The organism is Acinetobacter ursingii DSM 16037 = CIP 107286 (genome assembly GCF_000368825.1).
GTDB classification, from domain to species: Bacteria; Pseudomonadota; Gammaproteobacteria; order Pseudomonadales; family Moraxellaceae; genus Acinetobacter; species Acinetobacter ursingii.
In genome coordinates this window covers 98961-119482 of the sequence record NZ_KB849715.1, presented here as the reverse complement: position 1 = coordinate 119482, position 20522 = coordinate 98961, and the positions used below count along the sequence as shown (strand labels likewise).

General features: G+C 39.5%; 17 protein-coding genes, 3 tRNA genes and 1 pseudogene. 15 read left to right on the top strand and 6 right to left on the bottom strand.

What is annotated here, in order from left to right; all coding sequences use genetic code 11:
• Positions 1-15: 15 nt before the first annotated feature.
• The 5 genes from F944_RS03650 to F944_RS03630 all read left to right on the top strand — a co-directional run bounded on the left by F944_RS03650 (position 16) and on the right by F944_RS03630 (position 6975).
• Entirely contained in the window at positions 16-1407 is a 1392-nt protein-coding gene (locus F944_RS03650) for an L-cystine transporter (RefSeq protein WP_004987057.1), read from the top strand.
• Between the two features lie 31 nt (positions 1408-1438).
• Positions 1439-2266 (top strand): PhzF family phenazine biosynthesis protein, encoded by an 828-nt coding sequence (locus F944_RS03645; RefSeq protein ID WP_004987055.1) that lies wholly within the window; start codon positions 1439-1441, stop codon positions 2264-2266.
• A gap of 121 nt (positions 2267-2387) precedes the next feature.
• A complete protein-coding gene (locus tag F944_RS03640; protein WP_004987052.1) occupies positions 2388-3620 on the top strand; it encodes a voltage-gated chloride channel family protein in 1233 nt (410 codons plus the stop codon).
• A 97-nt stretch (positions 3621-3717) separates the two neighbouring features.
• Positions 3718-6489 (top strand): M16 family metallopeptidase, encoded by a 2772-nt coding sequence (locus tag F944_RS03635; protein ID WP_004987045.1) that lies wholly within the window; start codon positions 3718-3720, stop codon positions 6487-6489.
• A gap of 162 nt (positions 6490-6651) precedes the next feature.
• The gene (locus F944_RS03630) at positions 6652-6975 is read left to right on the top strand and encodes a hypothetical protein (RefSeq protein WP_004987044.1); all 324 of its coding nucleotides are present in this window, start codon (positions 6652-6654) and stop codon (positions 6973-6975) included.
• A 122-nt stretch (positions 6976-7097) separates the two neighbouring features.
• On the opposite strand, the gene F944_RS03625 is transcribed toward F944_RS03630, so the two are convergent.
• Entirely contained in the window at positions 7098-7499 is a 402-nt protein-coding gene (locus F944_RS03625; RefSeq protein WP_004987043.1) for a DUF3144 domain-containing protein, read from the bottom strand.
• Between the two features lie 109 nt (positions 7500-7608).
• On the opposite strand from F944_RS03625, the gene F944_RS03620 reads away from it, so the two are divergent.
• Entirely contained in the window at positions 7609-8241 is a 633-nt protein-coding gene (locus F944_RS03620) for a hypothetical protein (RefSeq protein WP_004987041.1), read from the top strand.
• Positions 8242-8283: 42 nt separating this feature from the next.
• On the opposite strand, the gene F944_RS03615 is transcribed toward F944_RS03620, so the two are convergent.
• Complete coding sequence (locus F944_RS03615) at positions 8284-9744, bottom strand: CYTH and CHAD domain-containing protein (RefSeq protein WP_004987038.1); 1461 nt, start codon at positions 9742-9744, stop codon at positions 8284-8286.
• Positions 9745-9971: 227 nt separating this feature from the next.
• Here F944_RS03615 and F944_RS03610 point away from each other — a divergent pair, with 227 nt between their 5' ends.
• From F944_RS03610 to F944_RS17055, 3 genes are all read left to right on the top strand, one after another.
• Positions 9972-10355, top strand: coding sequence for an Mpo1-like protein (locus F944_RS03610; protein WP_004987025.1), 384 nt, complete (start codon positions 9972-9974; stop codon positions 10353-10355).
• Between the two features lie 363 nt (positions 10356-10718).
• Complete coding sequence (locus F944_RS03605) at positions 10719-11615, top strand: OmpW/AlkL family protein (RefSeq protein ID WP_004987024.1); 897 nt, start codon at positions 10719-10721, stop codon at positions 11613-11615.
• A gap of 138 nt (positions 11616-11753) precedes the next feature.
• The gene (locus tag F944_RS17055; RefSeq protein ID WP_004987023.1) at positions 11754-11930 is read left to right on the top strand and encodes a hypothetical protein; all 177 of its coding nucleotides are present in this window, start codon (positions 11754-11756) and stop codon (positions 11928-11930) included.
• 92 nt (positions 11931-12022) lie between these two features.
• On the opposite strand, the pseudogene F944_RS03600 reads toward F944_RS17055, so the two are convergent.
• A pseudogene (locus F944_RS03600) lies at positions 12023-12405 on the bottom strand (DUF2726 domain-containing protein).
• A gap of 53 nt (positions 12406-12458) precedes the next feature.
• Positions 12459-12534: transfer RNA gene (locus F944_RS03595), tRNA-Asn, on the bottom strand.
• A gap of 486 nt (positions 12535-13020) precedes the next feature.
• Here F944_RS03595 and F944_RS03590 point away from each other — a divergent pair.
• Together F944_RS03590 and F944_RS03585 are read left to right on the top strand one after the other, a co-directional pair.
• Entirely contained in the window at positions 13021-13503 is a 483-nt protein-coding gene (locus F944_RS03590; protein WP_004987021.1) for an Lrp/AsnC family transcriptional regulator, read from the top strand.
• A complete protein-coding gene (locus F944_RS03585; RefSeq protein WP_004987018.1) occupies positions 13496-14131 on the top strand; it encodes a YitT family protein in 636 nt (211 codons plus the stop codon). The genes F944_RS03590 and F944_RS03585 overlap by 8 nt, the downstream gene beginning before the upstream one ends.
• Positions 14132-14253: 122 nt before the next feature.
• On the opposite strand, the gene F944_RS03580 is transcribed toward F944_RS03585, so the two are convergent.
• Positions 14254-14329, bottom strand: a tRNA-Asn gene (locus F944_RS03580).
• 7 nt (positions 14330-14336) lie between these two features.
• A tRNA-Asn gene (locus tag F944_RS03575) sits at positions 14337-14412 on the bottom strand.
• Between the two features lie 407 nt (positions 14413-14819).
• On the opposite strand from F944_RS03575, the gene F944_RS03570 reads away from it, so the two are divergent.
• From F944_RS03570 to acnD, 4 genes are all read left to right on the top strand, one after another.
• Positions 14820-15500, top strand: a complete 681-nt coding sequence (locus tag F944_RS03570; RefSeq protein WP_004987017.1) for a GntR family transcriptional regulator — start codon at positions 14820-14822, stop codon at positions 15498-15500.
• Positions 15501-15544: 44 nt separating this feature from the next.
• Entirely contained in the window at positions 15545-16429 is an 885-nt protein-coding gene (prpB, locus tag F944_RS03565; protein WP_004987014.1) for a methylisocitrate lyase, read from the top strand.
• Positions 16430-16697: 268 nt separating this feature from the next.
• On the top strand, positions 16698-17855 hold the full coding sequence (gene prpC / locus F944_RS03555; protein WP_004987012.1) for a bifunctional 2-methylcitrate synthase/citrate synthase: 1158 nt from the start codon (positions 16698-16700) through the stop codon (positions 17853-17855).
• Complete coding sequence (gene acnD / locus F944_RS03550) at positions 17855-20485, top strand: Fe/S-dependent 2-methylisocitrate dehydratase AcnD (protein ID WP_004987010.1); 2631 nt, start codon at positions 17855-17857, stop codon at positions 20483-20485. The genes prpC and acnD overlap by 1 nt, the downstream gene beginning before the upstream one ends.
• Positions 20486-20522 lie beyond the last annotated feature (37 nt).

Below are 20522 nucleotides of genomic sequence, written 5' to 3'. Positions count from 1 at the left end.
CTTTCAGGTGTCTGAATGAACTGGCCCTTGCTGATCAATATTATTATTTTTATTGGATTAATTATTTTACAGACGCGGACGCATAAAACTCACTGGAGTTTGTCAAAAAAAGTCCTCGCAGGTTTGTTGCTGGGGGTGTTGTTTGGATTGGGTCTACAACTGGTGTACGGTGAGTCGAGTCCAGTGATTAGCGCATCCATGCAATGGTTTAATATCGTGGGTAATGGCTACGTCAAACTGTTGCAAATGGTAGTGATGCCCTTGGTTTTTATCTCGATTTTAGGCGCTGTGGCTAAACTGCATAATGCCAGTTCGTTGGGCAAAATTAGTTTTTATACCATTGGGATTTTGTTGTTTACTACGGCAATAGCCGCTTTTGTCGGTGTCGGCGTAACTCATTTATTTGGCTTAACAGCTGATGGTTTGGTGCAAGGCACACAGGAAACAGCCCGATTATCAGCACTGCATAGTGATTATATCGCTAAAGTCACGGATTTAAATGTACCACAGTTATTGTTGTCATTTATTCCTACCAATCCCTTTGCAGATTTAACCGGTGCAAATCCGACATCCATTATTAGTGTAGTGATCTTTGCTGCTTTCTTAGGGGTGGCCGCATTAAAGCTGCTAAAAGACGAGCCAGAAAAGGGACAACGTGTATTACGCGGAATCGAATCTTTACAAGGTTGGATCATGAAGCTTGTGCGTTTGGTCATGACTTTAACCCCTTATGGTGTATTTGCGTTAATGACCAAAGTCGTTGCAGGCTCAAATATGGCGGACATTTTAAAGCTGGGTGGATTTTTGATTGCGTCTTATCTGGGTTTAGCGATTATGTTTGCAGTGCACGGCATTTTATTATCGCTATCAGGGATTAATCCACTCCGCTTCTTTAAAAAAGTCTGGCCAGTTTTAACCTTTGCATTTACTAGTCGTTCCAGTGCGGCAAGTATTCCTTTAAATATTGAAGCACAAACGCAGCGTTTAGGTGTACCTGAGTCAATTGCCAGTTTTTCAGCATCTTTTGGTGCGACCATAGGTCAAAATGGTTGTGCAGGTTTGTATCCTGCGATGCTGGCAACGATGGTTGCCCCAACTTTAGGAATTAATACTTTTGATCCTTTATGGATTGCAACGCTGATTTTGGTTGTCACTTTAAGTTCGATTGGAGTCGCTGGTGTGGGTGGCGGTGCAACGTTCGCGGCATTGATTGTATTGCCTGCCATGGGTTTGCCCGTGACTTTGGTTGCACTTTTGATCTCGATTGAACCGTTAATTGATATGGGACGTACCGCATTAAATGTGAATGGTTCAATGACCGCAGGTACCATCACCAGTCAATTGATGCATCAAACCAATAAAGATATTTTAAACAGTGACGATGATTCTGAGCTGAGTCATGGTTAAACTCAAAATTTAAAACAAGGAAAAATCTAGAATGAAAATGTATCAGGTCGATGCTTTTACCCAGCAATTATTCAAAGGAAATCCTGCTGCGGTTTTGGTGGTAGAAGCTTGGCCTGATGAAGCACTGATGCAATCGATTGCTTTTGAAAATAATCTATCTGAAACGGCGTTTGTAAAAAAACTTGATGATGAAAACTATGCAATTCGTTGGTTTTCACCGATGGATGAAGTGGCTTTTTGTGGTCATGCAACCCTTGCAAGTGCATTTGTACTATTTAGAAATTATACTCAGGCAACAACGCTACAATTCCATGTTAAAGATTTAGACATTTTTATCGTGACTCAAGCGGAAGATGGCAAAATCTTGATGAATTTTCCAATTCGCCGTGCTGAAAAGTTAAGTGAGTATCCAGCTATTTTAGATGAAGCATTGTCAAAACCATTTAAAGCGGTATATGCCAATCCGCAAGCTTATATTGTGCAGTACGAAAGCGTACAGGATGTCTTGGATGAACAACCTGATTTAGTCAAGCTCAAGACATTGGGTAAAATGCGTACTGCAATTACAAGTTCAACATTGGATGTTGCGATCACCGCATCGGATAGTATCGAATATGACTGTGTATCACGTTATTTTGCACCTGCGATTGGTATCGATGAAGATCCAGTCACAGGTTCAATTCATACTGCAATTGTCCCTTTGTGGGCAGATCAATTGAATAAAACTGAGCTGATTGCTTATCAAGCTTCAAAACGAGGTGGTGTGTTATATAGTCGTCTTTTAGAAAATGATCGAATTGAAATAGCGGGATATGCGGTGTTATATATGCAAAGTGAGATCGAAGTTCATGCATTATAAAAATACATTCTTTTTTCAAGTGGAATAAATTGCTGCCACGCGTTAAGCTTATTTTCATGTCGTCAAATCATAATAGCGATATATTTCCACTTTAATACAATAGCTATAGACGCAAGTATTTATGAAAGTTTTCCCGTCCTCTGAGTACACACAGATCATTCGTTACACAGCGTACTGGGTGGTTGCTTCTGTGATGATTGGGTTAATTTCAGGCTTGTCATCCAGTCTTATTTTTGTCTGCTTTGATCTTGCCAATCAAACTCGAATCAGTTATCCATGGTTGGTCTATTTCTTACCGTTTATTGGCTTATTGATTGGATATTTGTTTTATTACTATGGGACGCCGATTGAGAAGGGAACTCATTTGCTGATTGATGAAATTCATCACCCTCGGGCTTTTATTCCCAAACGAATGACACCTCTGGTTTTTTTTACAGCAATCTTGACGCAAATTTTTGGCGGTTCTGCTGGACGCGAAGCGCCTGCGGTACAACTATCGGGTGCATTGACCGATCATATTACCCAAGCGTTTAGAGTGCCTGGAGATAACCGAAAAATATTTCTGATTGCCAGTATTGGTTCAGGTTTTGCTGCTATTTTTGGGCTGCCATTGGCTGGGGCAATCTATGGTTTAGAAATTACTGCATTAGGCAAATTGCGTTATTCTGCGGTGTTTCCTTGTTTTGTTTCTGCACTGGTTGCCTCGCAGATTCCTGAATTATTTCATATTAGTCATCCTCATCAGTATTATGTTGTTTCGAGTTTCCCAGATTTTAATTTCACCACCATCTCAAGCCTGATTGTCGCGGGATTATTATTTGGATTTGTGGCTCGTATTTTTATTGCTTCTATTTTATTCGTCAGTAAACAACTCAATCATTACGTGCGCTTTATGCCATTTAGACCGATGGTGGGCGGTATTTTAATTATGTTGATGACGATTATCGTGGGGCATCAAAAATTTAATGGTCTAGGTGTTGGTAGTATTATCTCCTCATTTTATATCGATTTACCTGTAACTGATTTTCTTGGAAAAATCATTTTTACCGCAACCACCCTCGGTTCAGGTTTTAAAGGTGGGGAGATTACGCCACTATTTTTTGTTGGTACAACTTTTGGCAACGCCTTAGGTCAGTTTTTACCTCTACCGATTTCATTGCTTGCAGGTTTGGGATTAGTGAGTTTATTTGCTGGTGCAAGTAAAGCACCACTGACGTCTATCGTATTGGCAATTGAGTTGTTTGGAGCAGATATCGCGCAGTACGCAGTCATTACCTGTTTGTTGGCTTATTTGTTTTCTGGAAATTGTGGTCTATATATCCAGCAGAATTTAAAATTACGTGGTGAAGAGTAGCCGCGTTTTCAAAACTTCACTATAAAAATATTGTGGATTTTCATACTATAACGGCGTTCAAATAATTCATATGACTTAATTAATTTTTGGAATTTTTATGTTAATGCGGTTTAAACAACTTACTCTTTCGTTGTGTTTTCTTGGTTTAAGCGCAACTGCTTGGTCACAAACCGTATTGGTCAAAAGCGAAAAGAATATCGAAGAATATAAGCTGGATAATGGTTTTCGGGTCGTTCTTGCCCCAAACAATAAAGAAAATAAAGTCTTTGTAAACACCATTTATTTTACAGGTTCTTTAAATGATCCAAAAGGCAAGGGAGGACTGGCACATCTTTTGGAGCATTTGGCATTTAAGGGCACGCAGGATGTAAAAGGGGATGAGTTTCAACGTAGGCTTGATCAGTACACACTCATGACCAATGCCAGTACAGAATATTATTCTACACGTTATACCAATATTGTACGTCCCGAGCCACAAGCCTTAAATGAAATTCTATATTTAGAATCGCAACGAATGGATAAATTGGTATTACAGAAAAAATTTGTACCTTCTGAGATTGAAATCGTCAAACGCGAACGTGAAATCCGCATGGATCAGCCATTTTCAGTGCTGATGGATCAAATGTTTAAAGCGGCGTATGGCAATCAATATTTAGGTCGTTTACCGATTGGCGATTTACCCGAGCTCAAATCGATTCAACTGGATGAAGTCAATAAGTTTTATCGAACATGGTATGCGCCTAATAATGCTGTAATGGTCATTTCAGGGAAATTTGACAAAGCAGAAGTGTTGAAGAATATTGATAAAAACTTTAGCCCAATTGCTGCACGTACGATTCCTGCCAGTGTACAAGTGCCAAAACTGGATTCAAGTAGAATCAATCCACGCAACTTTTTAGTTCAAAAGGGCAGTGATTTGGCTAAGTTTCATATTTATATGAATGGACAAAATCAGAAAATCCAACCTGCATTGGCACTTTCGCCGTTACTTTATACCATGCAACCGAGTGGACATTTATATCAGGGATTAGTTGAAACGGGGATCAGTACAGCAGTTCAGTCGACTACATGGTTAGATCAGGATTTTAACCTTGTGTTTTTAGGTGCAATTTATGCGCCGAATAATGATGAGAAAAAAGTCGAATCTACCCTGATTTCTCAGGTGGAAAATGGCAAAGCATTTGACGACATTGAGTTAAAACGTGTCAAAACTCTGATGCAAAATCAGGCAGATCTGATCATGAATGACGCGACTGCTTTGGGTTCGCGTTTGAGTGATTATATTGTCTCCTCAAAAGGTAATTGGGGGCAATATTTTAATGATCTGGATGCGGTGCAGAAACTCAATGTGAATGAGGTTAATCAAACTTTAAAACAGTTTTTAACGCCTGAACATCGTATTGCGGGGGATATTAAACCCACCCCAGAAGAACAGAAAAAGGCACTGGAACAAAAAAAGCAGCAGGAAAAACCCAAAACGCTAGATCAACAACAAGCTGCTGAAGAACCTTTAAAAGATGTCAGTATTTATAAGCAGGAAGTCAGTCAATATGTAAAATCATCGGCAGATTATTTACAAAATACTGAGAAAAAAATTCAACGCGGTAAACTTAAAAACGGTATGCAATATGCGTTGTTCCCAACACAAACCCGAGATGATCGTGTTTACGCTACGATCACGCTTGATTTTGGTACGGAAAAATCTCTATTTGATAAAGGTACAGTGCTGGATTTAACTTCTTATTTGTTGCTGCGTGGTTCAGACAAATATACTTTACAGCAAGTTGCTGATAAATCGATTGAAGCGGGCGGTGCTGCGACAGCGACCAGTGCAGATAATGGGATGACCATTAATATTCAAGCGCGTAAAGACAAATTTGAAGACTTTTTTAAATTTGTGGTCGAGGTGATGAAACATCCAAGTTTTGAGCAAACCCAGTTTGATTTGATTAAGTCACAAAGCTTGGCCAGTCTGGATCGTCCATATACTGAACCTGAGACAGTAGCTGCTTTGAATTTGGCACGACTTATTGAAATTTATCAACCGGGCGATTTGCGTTACCACTTTGAACCTGAATTTGCAAAAAAGCAGCTTAATCAAGCGACGCAGGCACAAGTCAAACAGCTTTATAATCAATTCTTTGCCATGAATCATGCCCAAATTGCAATTACAGGCGATTTTGATGCTAAAAAAATGCAGCAATTCATCGCTCAATCATTTGGTTCTTGGTCAAGTTCACAGCCTTATCAGAAAATTTTATCGACAGATACAGATTATCCTGCTCAGAAAATACATGCCTTGTCTGAACAACGCGAATTTGGAAACTATCAAAGTATTTTGACTTTCCCTGTGGGGGTGGATCATCCCGATGCACCAGCGTTGATTGTCTTTACCAATATTTTAGGTCAATCACAATTATCTTCACGTTTAGGGCAGGAGCTTCGTGAGAAAAATGCGCTGGTTTATGGCTTTGGTAGCGATTTGCAATTGGATAGTGGCACCAATGTGGGTGCATTAACCATTGAAGCTAACTATACTGCAGGGCGTGGTGAGCAAGTTTCTCAAACGGTGCATCATGTCTTGCAAAAGTTATTGCAAAGTGGAGTCACCGAACAAGAATTAGAATCTGCCAAGGCTGATATTTTGAAAAAACGAGTGACTACGCTTGAGGATGAACGCAGTATTCATCGTATGCTGAATAGTCAGTTAGAACGTGGTAAAAATATGCTGGATCGAGGACAACGTGATCGAGATATTGCTAAGTTAAGCAAGGCGGATATTGATGCTGTGATTAAAAAATACATCAAGCTCGATCACTTTGTTGAGGTCATGGCTGATCAATATGGTCAAACTGTAAACAAACCATAAAATTTAATTGTTCAATGGGCTGCCCAATCCATCTGCCTAAGTTTTAGGAGTAGATGGTTTGGCAGCTTTTTTATAAATGTGGATTTGGATTTGACTCAATAGTAAAAAAAAGGCTATGTTAATTTTGTTGAAAATATAAAAGTTCAAAATAAAGGTAAAATCATGTTGAATAAAAGCACAAGATCGTTCGTTATCATTGCATTAATTACATTATTGGGCAGTCCAGCCCTTGTTTTAGCCAGTACAGAAACCAGTACAGTTCGCAGTCAAAATGGAAGCTTGGTTTATCTTGGGGATAGTTACGCTAATCTAATGCAAAAAATGCAGCAAGCGCCTGTTTCTCAGCGCAGTTATGAGTGGGAAGAAAATCGCAAAAAATTAACCGCAGTCGATTATATCTATTTGATTGATAATACCTATTATACAGTGACCATCGTGAATAATGTCGTTAAAAAAATTGTTTGGGATCGTAAAATTGATCACTAAATTTTATAGACTTCTTTCATCACTGTTTAGATTGTCTTTATTGTCTCCCAAACAAAAATAAAAGAATTGATGAAAGAAATCTTAAAATAAAAGACATAAAAAAAGCCCGTAAGGGCTTTTTCTCAATGGTTGTGATCGTGTTTATGATCATGCTTATGCGTATGAAATTCTTCATTTTCACGAAAGCGTAAATAGTTATCAAACTGTTCGCAATACTCGTCATAATTATCTTCAAGCATCATTTGGAACTGTTGCAAAACATATGACATCACTTGTTGTTTGGCATCACGCATTTCATTGCCATCTTTAAAGTTATTGGCAGCAACCCAAGTATTAAAACGCGCTGTTCCAAATAACATGGCTGCACTGACCTGACCGCGAACTTCGGCAGGATTTGGTTTTTCACCCTTCTTAGGGCGGCAAAACTCATTGGCAAGTTTAATAAACTCATCAGCACGCTCAAAAAAAACTGCATTTAAAGCTTCTTCTTCAGTGATATCAGTGGCATCAATTTTTTGAGACATGGCTTTTTCCAACACAAACGAATGCAGCTATTATACGTGAAAGCCTTGCATAAACTAAACCTTTGATCTAGGCTTAAAATAGCCTAAGTAAATTTAAAACAGGTGCTTTATGCAAGATGCAATCGCCATTCAACGTTTAAAAACGGACATCGCTGTATTGCGTCAGCATAGTTGGCCACCTGAACATCTGGAGCATGTCGAAGGTTTACCGATTTATTATGGTTTGCAAAATGAAGTTGAACAATATTATCTTCAATGGAAAGAATTGATTGAAAGGGCACAAGCGCTATGCCAGCCTTTTATGCAAGATGAAGTCTTAGATGCAATTCATTTACCTAGCCATTTAAATTTACCACTATTCTTCTTTCATGTTGATCGGATTCGGATTAATAAAACTCGGGCGAAAGAATCCAAGACCTTTAGAGGTGTTGCCAGCTTAATCGAAAAATGTGGACAGTTTGACACAGATCAAATTTTTGCTATGCAGCAATGGCTGGAAAACGATGACACAGCCGCTTTAGTGGCTCATCGCGAATTTATTGATTTAAGAACTTATGTTTTCCAGCATGGGCAAAGTGACTATACCCGTACTCGATTTTATGTAAATGGTATTATTTTAGGGGTTGAGCCGCATTTTAAACTGGTCGATGCCCGTGAAAAACCAAGAAAACAACGTAGTGATAGTTATCAAGACCCAATTGCAGACAATGGCGTCTGGAAAGTCTTTGCTAAGCATCGTTAATATAAACATGAGACCTAAGTCTAAAACTTAGATCTCATTAACTTACCAAAACACTTTAATGTCTGCCAATTTCTTCAATGCTTGTTCGGACTCATGTAAAAGTTGCTGCTGTTTCGCTTTACTCCAACCCACGGCAAACCAGTATTCAGCTTGTTGATCGGCAGATTGACTAAAGACCTGCTCAGTCACGTGTAAATCGTTATATAAACCAAGTTTGTCTTGAACAGCTTGCAATTGTTTTAGATATTTTTTTACCGATTTTCCATCATATAAGCTTGAAACAAACTCAATGCAATAACGTAATCGTTTACACCGTTTACGGGTACGATGTCTTGCTTCAACTTCAAGTTGACTAAAATGATCAGCATCATGAATGATGTTCTGATGCAATTGGTTCAATGACTTCTCGATTTTTTTCTTGAGTTTTGATGATTCTTTATGATTTGTTTGCTCGTGATAACTAAATGCTAAAAGTTGTAGCAGCAAGCACATGGTTTCTGTTTTTTGAAAAAGTAGATGAAGCTGTTCATCTATTATTGCCGTTTCAGGTAAATTTTGAAAAGGCGCGTCTGCTTTTAATAATTCAGGCAATATTTCATCCCGAACCACGTCTAAATCACGAGTTGTCCCAAGCGCCTGAAAAATTTGCTTAAGCTGCGGCTCCCATAAAGGATCAATATCTTCTGACCAAGATTTAAAACTTTTAAAAATACTACGCATACGTCGAATCGCGATACGTGCCTGATGAATGTGTTCAGGATCAGCAAACCCATCTGCAATCACTGCGACATTGGGTAATAACTGTTGCAATGTATTTGACACCATTTTTCGTATGGCGGCATCTGGGGAATCTTTTTTACTTAATATCAAACTTTTGGCTTTCACCGCAGGAGATGCTTTTTGTTGAATTGACAATAAATTACCCCGTTCAGCTTTACTACGCACATCGAGCCAAAGCTGATATTTTTTCACCCATTCTTGGGTAAATAAAATCAATTGTTCGGGTGAACCTTGCTTTAACTCAAACTCAACTTCGCAAATTTTTTCGGATAGCTCTGCTGCGGAAACGATGCCATCATCCAGACAAACTTCAATGTCTGTTTCATCAATGGAAAAAATTTTAAAAGTACGCTGAACATCTGTTTTAAATTGCAGCATTAACTGCTGTTGTTCACCTAATACTTGGTCAAGTAAATCTTTAACAACTTTATTTTCAGAAAATAGCTCAAGATTTAATTCGGGTTCAATATCACATTGACCTAAATGAACTTCATGTTCAATGCGTTCCAAATGGTTTTTACCCGAAGCTTTAAAAGTTTGTACCCAATGATCACCTTCCTGACGTAACCGAATAGCCATATGATTTTGCGCAAGTAAACGTTCAGTCGTGTCATAGTACTTGGCTTGTAAACGAATTTTTTGGGCAGTTTTGGGCTTTAGTGCTTGCAATACACTTTTTTTCTTACTCTCAGGAAGCTGAAATTTTAGTTCAATTTCGACCATGCGCTTACTCCTAAAACTTCTTTAGATTTTAATGGTTTAATTTTGCTTAAGCATAACATTAAAAGCTGTTTTGAAATTGTAAGATTTCATGAGGTTAGCTTTGATCGTTGTATATCAGAATACATCTAACATGTTCTATTACTCCATTTCATATTACCAGAAAACAGGCTTTTTAAAGATTGAGCTTTCAGGTAAAGTCAGGAATAAATAGTCTCAGGATGATGACCATGAATGCGCCAGTAAAGTTTCAAAAAAATTCCAACAGCAACCTAAATATTCAATTACCCATTAGAAATTATCAGGAATTTTATCACTTCTATCTCACCGAACATCGCAATATTTTAAGCCGTCGTTTACATGTTACGGGAAGTAGTGTAGGGCTCTATTTTTTGAGTAAAGCAATTCGTAAGCGTCAACCGAGGTACATTGCTTATGGATTATTTTCAGGTTATGCCTGTGCGTGGATTGGACATTTTGTTTTTGAAAAAAATAAACCTGCCAGTTTTAAGCAGCCACTTTATAGTTTTATTTCAGACTGGAAAATGTTTTCAGATGTGGTTCGAGGTCGACTCAGTTTAAAAGATCGAAAATTGGATAAAATTAATAGTTGAGTATTTAAAAGCTTAACAATCAGTAAAATGATGATGCTTTGAATCAAGCAAGTTTAGATATATTCATTACTATCTTATAAAGTTAATTTTTGATTATTTAATTTATTTTTAAGGTAACTCATTTTTTAAAATATAGGTAAGTCGTAATTGATTATTACTTGCCTTTTTAGTGAATAAAATTTGAGGTGTTATGTTGATATTGATAAAAATAATTTTAATAAAATTCATGCAATTATAAGAAATGAACTGGTTAAGTTATAAATCTGTATTGATCTTTTAAGTATTTATTCTAATAATTGTCAAACAATAAGGTTTGGACGCCTTAGACCTTATCGTATTTACGACAAATTGATAGGATTTCCCATGAGAAAATTAACAACAGCACTCCTACCAGTAGCATTACTTGCTACAAGCTTTGCAACACACGCAGCAACTTCTGACGGTAAAACTATTGGGGTTTCAGCAGGCTGGATGCACATCATGCCTCAAGGTGAGAAACAAGGTGTTGCAGGAAGTTTAAATTTAGGTTCAAAAATCTCAACTTCTGATCCAGATGCAGGCTTTGAGATTGACGATGCTGATACTGGCGCAATTCTGTTTGATTACTATGTAAATGATAATGTATCTTTAGAATTTGTGGGTGGCTATCCACCGAAAATGAAAATTGATGGAAAAGGCACAATTCTAAAAAGTATTAGTCTAGGCAATAATACACTTGCAGGTCCATCAGTAAATCTTGGAAATATTGGTGAAGTAGGGGATGTGGATGCATATACACCTGCATTATTGGCTAAGTATCAGTTTGGGACTGTAAATAGTAAATTTCGTCCATTTGTTGGCGCAGGTATCATGTATGCTCATTTCTCAAATTTCAAACTTAATGGCTCAGTCAATCCTGCTCTAAATGCTTCTATGACGAGTTATCTAGGTACTCCAAGTGGTCAGGCAGTTTCAGGATATTTAGCATTGACTAATCCACAAGTGGCTAAAGCAATTGCAGCAGCGGGTGGTAATTTCGGTTTAGCTGTATCAAAAGTTGATATTGATGATGCGGTTGCTCCAATTGCAACCATTGGAGCAGACTATAATTTTAATAAAGACTGGTTTGCGACAGCTTCTGTATCTTATGCACATCTTCAAACAACTGCTAAATTAGATATTACCTCTAGCACTTTAGGTGGTGCGAAAGTTGTATCAGGTCAAAGTGAAATTGAAATCAATCCAATCGTGACTTACGTGGGTATCGGTTACCGCTTCTAATACTTTAAGTATAAAAAGACCTCGATTTATCGAGGTTTTTTTTATGGGAAAAAATTAAAAATAGATTGGACTTTCACATTATTTAATTGTGATTTTTGCTATAGTGATGCAGTTTATTATCCAGATAAGAGTAGTTAAATGTTAGAAGCTCATCATCGTAAAGCATTATTTTTTATGGGATTGGGGTTATGTTTTCTATTTTTTCTTATTGGAATGGCTTTTTGGGCAGCAAAAAGCGATGCAGAAAATCAGCGTCAATATCAGCAACAACGCGCAGAAATTGCCAAAAAATATAACCAATCTGATGCTGAATAAAACAGAATTTTATCAGCTTAAAATCTGAATGATTACAAAATGTCTTTATGTAATTGACGAATACTGGGGACGTTAGTATATCGAAAAATGCACTATGTCAATGAAAAATATATAAAGAAACTATTTGATAACTTTATTTAATTAGGAAAAGTGAATGGTCGTCGAGTTCTATGACCGCGATCACTTCAAGCGCATCATTTAAAATGACAAAATCTGTGACTTTTCGATTAAATTTACGTCTAATTTTATAGTGATTACTGGTAATCAAAGCACTAAAAGCGACTTGGGCCAGAACATGATGATTGGGAAAAGCACTTTTCAACCGATGAAACATTTTTGATTCAAAAGGTGTGATAGGAGCGCGAGCAAAAAACTGTTGTCTGGAAAAGAAAAATGATTTAAAGCAAGTAATTAGAAGCAATAGACTGGATATACAGCCTAAACTTAAAAAGAATATTTGAGATGAACTCAACACACTTTGCCTATACTAAAAAGAAAACCCACTCTAAATAGAGTGGGTTAAAAATTTGGCTCTCCCACCTGGGCTCGAACCAGGGACCTGCGGATTAACAGTCCGTCGCTCTACCGACTGAGCTATGGGAGAATCTGGAGTAGGATTCTAAAAGGCAATCGGTTTTCGGTCAAGCTTTAATAAGCTGAAATTATTAAAAAAAGTTTAACTGATTTAAAAATAGTCAGATGCTAGTTGCTTAGCTTTATTTTTAGATTTTTATTCAATCATTTTAATCAAAACAATAGACTTCTTTACATGATTCTTAGATTAGCGTTTGAAATGCAACGCCATGTTGTAGCCATAATACCTGTCTCGGACTTATAAAATACGTCTAATATTAATTCGAATCTGTTTATGATAATTTGCAAGTGTTATACAATATTTTTGCGTTTTACGATTAAATTTGAATTTTTATTGTATTTTATTATTTTAAGTGCAATTTAATTGCGTTTTATCGGTACAAACGCTTATTATTGCTGCTTAATTATAGTATCAACTCATTTATTGTGGTTTTCATTCAACTGATGTTGAATTTAATTGAAAACACAATAAATTTCAATTGGGTAAAGACCTGATATGAATGATTCACTTGATGAATATGATTTTAAAATCTTGCAGCATCTGCAATGTAATGGTCGATTAAGCAATCAGGAATTGGCTGAAATCATTGGTTTATCAACTTCACAGTGTTCTCGTCGTCGTATCGCGCTTGAGCAAAATGGCATGATTAAGGGCTATTATGCCCAGTTGCATCCTGAGGCTGAGTTACAGCCGATCATGGGAATGATTGAAATCAAGTTACTTCAATATAGTGATGATGTCTTGAACAGGTTTCTGGATTTTGTACAACATGAGAACATGATTCGTGAAGTTTATAAACTGACGGGTAATTTTGATTATTTATTAAAAGTGATGGTGCGCGATTTAAATGAAATGAGTCAACTGATTAATAAGCTGACTACGCTAAAAATTGGGGTAAGTAATTGTCATACCTCTATTGTTCTTGAGCGTATCAAAGAAAATTATCAAATGATGAATCTGGATCAATCACATGACTAATCTGACTGCTGATCTAAATCTCAATGCTGAGATCAAAACTCGACCACATACTTATATTGAAGATGGTCTTGCGATGATTATTGCGACCTTTATTATCTCATTTGGCATGATGTTGATGCAGCAGGCGGGAACACTGACAGGTGGGACAGCAGGTTTATCTTTATTGATTCATTATGCGACAGGACTAAAATTTGGTCTGGTTTTTTTCTTGATCAATATTCCATTTTATTATTTGGCATACAAACGCTTAGGTATGCCCATGGTGATCAAAACTTTCGTGGCGGTCGCGCTACTTTCTGTGTTAACAGAATTACATCCTTATTTTATTCATGTTGATGGCTTAACTCCATTGTATGCTACGGTTTTAGCCAATGTGTTAATGGGCTTGGGTTTTCTGATTTTATTTAGACATCGTTCAAGTCTGGGTGGTTTTAATTTGCTGGTTTTATTTATTCAAGAGCGTTATGGAGTTCCAGCAGGCAAAGTTCAAATGGGTTTGGATATTAGTATTTTACTGGCATCAGTTGCGTTCGTCAGTTGGACATTACTGGCTATTTCTATTTTAGGTGCAATCATCCTTAATTTGATATTGGCACTTAATCATCGTCCAGATCGCTATGTAGCTTAAATGATCTATACGCTTAAAGCAGCAGGGGCAATCCTCGCTGTTTTATTTACTTCTCACAAATAGACATCCAGCCATGACAATAAAAAAAGCCTACATTAAATATGTAGGCTTTTTTTGAATCTTGGCTCTCCCACCTGGGCTCGAACCAGGGACCTGCGGATTAACAGTCCGTCGCTCTACCGACTGAGCTATGAGAGATTAGTTTTGGCTCTCCAACCTGGGCTCGAACCAGGGACCTGCGGATTAACAGTCCGTCGCTCTACCGACTGAGCTATTGGAGAATCTGATGCGCATTCTAGGCACATCTTATGTACAGGTCAAGGATAAAAACTGAAAACAACATTTAAATGATTTATTTATCATCAAAACATAAACTTATGCTGCTTTATTCGGCATGCACGATGTCTTTAAAATGGTTTTAACCAAAGAAGATACAAAAATTTGTCTTTTTGAGCATAACAATCTTATGAAAATGTTTTCTCATGGTCTTGAGTATTAGGCTAAGCAAAAATACATTTATTGTTTAATCTATAATTAACTTGCTGAAATTAAAAACATTTATTTTTATATCCTTTGTTTTTTGATTTTTATAGTTATCATACAAAAGTATAATTGTTGACAATATTATTGATTTTAACCAATTAAACCATTATTTTTGACTTATTAAATATTAATTGTTGACAATATTGTGACAACTGAAATAACTCAACCGATTAAAGAGCTAAATTCAATCACGCTCACCGATCAGATATTTAGAAAGATTCAAACCGCAATTGTCAGTGGTGATATTGCCCCAGGTACTAAAATTTCTGAGCCTGAGCTTGCTCGCGTTTATGGGATTAGCCGTGGGCCATTACGTGAGGCGATTCATCGTCTAGAAGGGCAAAAGCTGGTTGAACGTACTGCGCATGTCGGTGCGAGAGTCGTGTCGTTGTCACATCAACAGCTTTTCGAGCTATATCAAATTCGTGAAACTTTAGAAGGTTTGGCTTGTCGTTTAGCTGCACAGAGCATCGATAAACAACAAATTTTAAATTTGCGTGAAGTGTTGCACTTGCATGCGCAAGATCCAAACTTTAAAGAAGGTAAAGGTTATTACTTACAAGAAGGTCAGGATGATTTTCATTATTGCATCATCAAAAACTGCGGTAATAAAACTCTTGAAAAAATGCTGTGTGATGAGCTTTATCATTTGATTCGTATGTATCGGGTGCAATATTCCAAAACGCCGAATCGTCCACACAAAGCGCTGTCTGAACACATTCGTATATTAGATGCGATCGCAGATGGCGATGCTGAACTGGCAGAGCTTCTGATGTGCCGTCATATCGCTTCATCTTATCGCAATATCCAAAAACATTTTATTTAACCCGATGTTATAGATCAGTTATAAAGACAAGGAGTAACAAATTCATGTCAGTATTATCCGCAGGACAAAAGTTTAGAGAAGCAGTTGCCACTGAGCATCCACTACAGGTTGTGGGTGCAATCAATGCTAACCATGCTTTATTGGCACAACGTGCAGGCTACAAAGCCATTTATTTGTCTGGTGGGGGTGTTGCAGCAGGTTCATTGGGTTTACCTGATTTGGGGATCAGTAACCTTGATGATGTTCTAACCGATGTTCGTCGTATTACCGATGTTTGTGATTTGCCATTATTGGTCGATGTCGATACAGGTTTTGGTGCTTCTGCTTTTAATATTGCGCGTACCACCAAGTCGATGATTAAATTCGGTGCGGCTGCAATGCATATTGAAGATCAGGTGGGTGCAAAGCGTTGTGGTCATCGTCCGAATAAAGCCATTGTGACCCAGCAAGAGATGGTCGATCGTATTAAAGCGGCGGTCGATGCACGAACCGATGAAAACTTTGTGATTATGGCACGTACTGATGCTTTGGCTGTAGAAGGTTTACAAGCTGCGATTGATCGTGCGGGTGCATACATTGAAGCGGGTGCAGATATGTTGTTCCCAGAAGCGATTACAGAGCTGGCCATGTATAAACAGTTTGCCAATGCCACGAAAGTGCCAGTTTTAGCCAATATAACCGAGTTTGGTTCTACGCCATTATTTACTACGGAAGAATTAGCATCTGCCGATGTCAGTATTGCGCTCTATCCACTTTCAGCATTCCGTGCCATGAACAAAGCAGCGGAAAATGTCTATGAGACGCTGCGTAAACAAGGCACACAAAAGAATGTGGTCGATACCATGCAAACCCGTCAAGAATTGTATGAGCGTATTAATTACCATGCGTTTGAGCAATATCTTGATGGAACTTTTGCGAAGAGTAAATAATTTTACCCCTCCTAACCTCCTCCAGAGGGAGAGGGAATTCACGAATTTAAGCCCTTCTTTCATGAAAGTCTTAGTAATCGTGAAGGCGGCATGGATGCCGCCACGTTGGGCTGCGGTAGCAGGGAAGTACCGTCAGGTCAACAAAGGATTTTTGCTTACTTTTGATCCCTCAAAAGTAAGTCCAGCCGAAGGCTTATCCTCAAATAAGATGAGAGTTCGGTAAGACACCGCTACGAAATTCACCAAAGGATATAAAAAGGACAATCTTATGAGCAGTAATGAAACAACCACAGGCTTCAAACCAAAAAAATCAGTTGCACTCAGCGGACAAGTGGCAGGCAACACTGCACTCTGTACCGTAGGCCGCAGTGGCAACGACTTGCACTACCGTGGTTATGACATTCTCGACCTTGCAGTCGGTAGCGAATTTGAAGAAGTGGCGCATTTACTGGTACATGGCAAACTTCCAAACAAAGCAGAACTCAAAGCCTATAAAACAAAACTTAAAGCACTTCGTGGTTTGCCCGCAGCACTCAAAACGGCGCTTGAACAATTACCACCATCTGCACACCCTATGGATGTGATGCGTACAGGTGTTTCAGTTTTAGGTTGCCTAACCCCAGAACATGAAGACCATAACGAAGCGGGCGCGAAAGACATCGCTGACAAATTAATGGCAAGCTTGGGCTCAATGTTGTTGTACTGGTATCACTTTAGCAACAACGGTCGTCGTATCGAAGTTGAAACCAACGATGACTCAATCGCTGCACATTTCTTGCATTTACTTCATGGTGAAGCGCCATCTGAAGAATGGATTCAAGCCATGCATACGTCTTTGATTTTGTATGCAGAGCATGAGTTCAACGCATCAACCTTTACTTCACGTGTGGTTGCAGGTACAGGTTCAGATATGTACTCAGCAATTACTGGCGGTATTGGTGCGCTGCGTGGTCCAAAACATGGTGGGGCGAATGAAGTTGCATTCGTGATTCAACAACGTTATGACAATGCTGATGAAGCAGAAGCAGACATCCGTAGTCGTGTTGAGAAAAAAGAAGTGGTGATTGGTTTTGGTCATCCCGTCTACACCGTTTCTGACCCACGTAATGAAGTGATCAAGAAAGTGGCGTGTGATCTTGCCGAAGCGCAAGAGAACAACAAGATGTACCTCATCGCTGAGCGTTTAGAAGCGGTGATGAAAGAAGTGAAAAACATGTTCCCGAACCTGGACTGGTTCAGTGCGGTGAGCTATCACTTGATGGGTGTTCCAACCGCAATGTTTACCCCATTATTTGTGATTGCACGTACCGCAGGTTGGTCAGCACATGTGATTGAACAACGTCAAGATGGTAAGATCATTCGCCCAAGCGCGAACTACACTGGCCCTGAAAACTTAGAATTCAAACCATTGGCGGAGCGTGGTTAATGACAAATCAATACCGTAAACCGCTGCCAAATCAGAATGGCAATACCCAGCTCGAATACTATGACGTGCGTCAAGCCGTTGAAGATATTCAGCCAGGCGCATATGAAACTTTGCCATACACCTCGAAAGTACTGGCTGAACAGCTGGTGCGTAAAGCTGATGCAGAAAACTTAACTGATTATTTAAAGCAATTGATTGAACGCCGTCAGGACATGGATTTTCCTTGGTATCCTGCACGTGTGGTCTGTCATGACATCTTGGGTCAAACTGCATTGGTTGACCTTGCAGGCTTGCGTGATGCGATTGCTGATAAAGGTGGTGATCCTTCTAAAGTCAATCCTGTGGTGCCAACCCAGTTGATTGTAGACCACTCATTAGCCGTGGAATTTGGTGGCTTTGACCCTGATGCATTTGAGAAAAACCGTGCAATTGAAGATCGTCGCAACGAAGACCGTTTCCATTTTATTGAATGGACGAAGACTGCATTTAAAAATGTTGACGTGATCCCTGCGGGCAACGGCATCATGCACCAAATCAACTTGGAGAAAATGTCTCCAGTGATCCAAAACCGTGATGGCTTGGCGTTCCCTGATACCTGTGTTGGTACAGATTCACATACCCCACATACCGATGCGCTTGGCGTGATTTCAGTGGGTGTAGGTGGTTTAGAAGCTGAAAATGTCATGTTGGGTCGTGCATCGTGGATGCGTTTGCCCGATATTATCGGTGTTGAATTGGTCGGTCAGCGTCAAGCAGGGATTACTGCAACTGATATCGTATTGGCACTCACTGAATTTTTGCGTAAAGAACGTGTGGTAGGCGCATATTTGGAATTCTTTGGTGAAGGTGCGGGCAGCATGTCGGTGGGCGATCGTGCCACGATTTCCAACATGACCCCAGAATATGGCGCAACCGCGGCCATGTTCTATATCGATCAAAACACCATTGATTATTTACGCCTGACCGGTCGTGAAGACGCACAAGTGGCATTGGTGGAGCAATATGCCAAAGAAATCGGGCTTTGGGCATCGGATATGACCCAAGCGGTTTATCCACGTGTGCTTCGTTTTGATTTATCGCAAGTCACACGTAATATTGCAGGCCCTTCAAATCCACATGCGCGTGTATCTACGGCTGATTTGGCAGCCAAAGGCATTGCAGGCAATTTGGATGCGGCAAAAGCGCAAGAAGCGGAAGGCTTAATGCCTGATGGTGCAGTGATTATCGCAGCCATTACCTCGTGTACCAATACCTCAAATCCACGTAACACCGTAGCGGCAGGTCTATTGGCACGTAAAGCCAATCAATTGGGTTTAGTGCGTAAACCGTGGGTGAAATCGTCTTTTGCACCTGGTTCTAAAGCGGCTGCGCTTTACTTAGAAGAAGCTGGCGTACTCGAAGACCTTGAGAAATTGGGTTTTGGTATCGTGGCCTATGCCTGTACCACCTGTAACGGGATGTCGGGCGCACTTGACCCTGTGATTCAACAAGAAATCATTGACCGTGACTTATATGCCACCGCCGTGCTTTCAGGTAACCGTAACTTTGATGGTCGTATCCATCCCTATGCAAAACAAGCGTTCTTGGCATCTCCTCCATTGGTTGTCGCTTATGCAATTGCAGGCACGATTCGTTTTGATATCGAAAAAGATGCACTAGGTACAGACAAAGATGGTAATCCAATTTACCTGAAAGATATCTGGCCTTCAGATGCTGAAATTGATGCGCTCGTCAAAGAAGCGGTGAAGCCTGAACAGTTCCGTAAAGTCTACATTCCAATGTTTGACTTGGGCGAATTTGAACAAGCTGAAAGTCCGTTATACGACTGGCGTCCGCAAAGTACTTACATCCGCCGTCCGCCGTATTGGGAAGGTGCATTAGCTGCTCCACGCACTTTAACTAATATGCGTCCGCTTGCGATCTTGGGGGATAACATCACCACTGACCATTTATCGCCTTCCAATGCGATTATGATGGATTCGGCTGCGGGTGAATATCTACATAAAATGGGCGTACCTGAAGAAGACTTCAATTCATACGCAACCCACCGTGGTGACCATTTAACTGCGCAACGTGCGACATTTGCCAACCCGAAATTGTTTAATGAAATGGTGGTTCGTTCAGACGGCACCATTAAGCAAGGTTCAAAAGCGCGTGTCGAGCCAGAAGGCGAAGTGATGCGCATGTGGGAAGCGATTGAAACCTACATGAACCGTAAGCAACCGTTGATCATTGTCGCGGGTGCGGATTATGGTCAGGGTTCTAGTCGTGACTGGGCTGCCAAAGGTGTACGTCTTGCAGGTGTTGAAGCGATTGTGGCTGAAGGTTTTGAGCGTATTCACCGTACTAACTTAGTTGGTATGGGCGTTTTACCGCTTGAGTTTAAAGCTGGTGTAAACCGTAAGACCTTAAAGCTAGATGGTACTGAGCTGTATAGCGTGATTGGTAATATTGCACCGCGTTCGACTTTAACTTTAGTCATTGAACGTGCCACAGCGGATGGTAAAGAAGAGATTCTTGAAGTGCCTGTCACTTGCCGCCTAGATACAGAAGAAGAAGTTTCTGTTTATGAAGCGGGTGGGGTGTTGCAGCGTTTTGCGCAGGACTTTTTAGAAGGTCAAGTGGCGTAATGCTTTAGCTAAAAGTTATTGATATTGTTTCATAAAA

Coding starts and splice junctions, on each gene's coding strand:
- F944_RS03650 (WP_004987057.1), top strand. CDS start 16: ATGAACTGGCCCTTGCTGATCAATATTATTATTTTTATTGGATTAATT.
- F944_RS03645 (WP_004987055.1), top strand. CDS start 1,439: ATGAAAATGTATCAGGTCGATGCTTTTACCCAGCAATTATTCAAAGGA.
- F944_RS03640 (WP_004987052.1), top strand. CDS start 2,388: ATGAAAGTTTTCCCGTCCTCTGAGTACACACAGATCATTCGTTACACA.
- F944_RS03635 (WP_004987045.1), top strand. CDS start 3,718: ATGTTAATGCGGTTTAAACAACTTACTCTTTCGTTGTGTTTTCTTGGT.
- F944_RS03630 (WP_004987044.1), top strand. CDS start 6,652: ATGTTGAATAAAAGCACAAGATCGTTCGTTATCATTGCATTAATTACA.
- F944_RS03625 (WP_004987043.1), bottom strand. CDS start 7,499: ATGTCTCAAAAAATTGATGCCACTGATATCACTGAAGAAGAAGCTTTA.
- F944_RS03620 (WP_004987041.1), top strand. CDS start 7,609: ATGCAAGATGCAATCGCCATTCAACGTTTAAAAACGGACATCGCTGTA.
- F944_RS03615 (WP_004987038.1), bottom strand. CDS start 9,744: ATGGTCGAAATTGAACTAAAATTTCAGCTTCCTGAGAGTAAGAAAAAA.
- F944_RS03610 (WP_004987025.1), top strand. CDS start 9,972: ATGAATGCGCCAGTAAAGTTTCAAAAAAATTCCAACAGCAACCTAAAT.
- F944_RS03605 (WP_004987024.1), top strand. CDS start 10,719: ATGAGAAAATTAACAACAGCACTCCTACCAGTAGCATTACTTGCTACA.
- F944_RS17055 (WP_004987023.1), top strand. CDS start 11,754: ATGTTAGAAGCTCATCATCGTAAAGCATTATTTTTTATGGGATTGGGG.
- F944_RS03590 (WP_004987021.1), top strand. CDS start 13,021: ATGAATGATTCACTTGATGAATATGATTTTAAAATCTTGCAGCATCTG.
- F944_RS03585 (WP_004987018.1), top strand. CDS start 13,496: ATGACTAATCTGACTGCTGATCTAAATCTCAATGCTGAGATCAAAACT.
- prpB (WP_004987014.1), top strand. CDS start 15,545: ATGTCAGTATTATCCGCAGGACAAAAGTTTAGAGAAGCAGTTGCCACT.
- prpC (WP_004987012.1), top strand. CDS start 16,698: ATGAGCAGTAATGAAACAACCACAGGCTTCAAACCAAAAAAATCAGTT.
- acnD (WP_004987010.1), top strand. CDS start 17,855: ATGACAAATCAATACCGTAAACCGCTGCCAAATCAGAATGGCAATACC.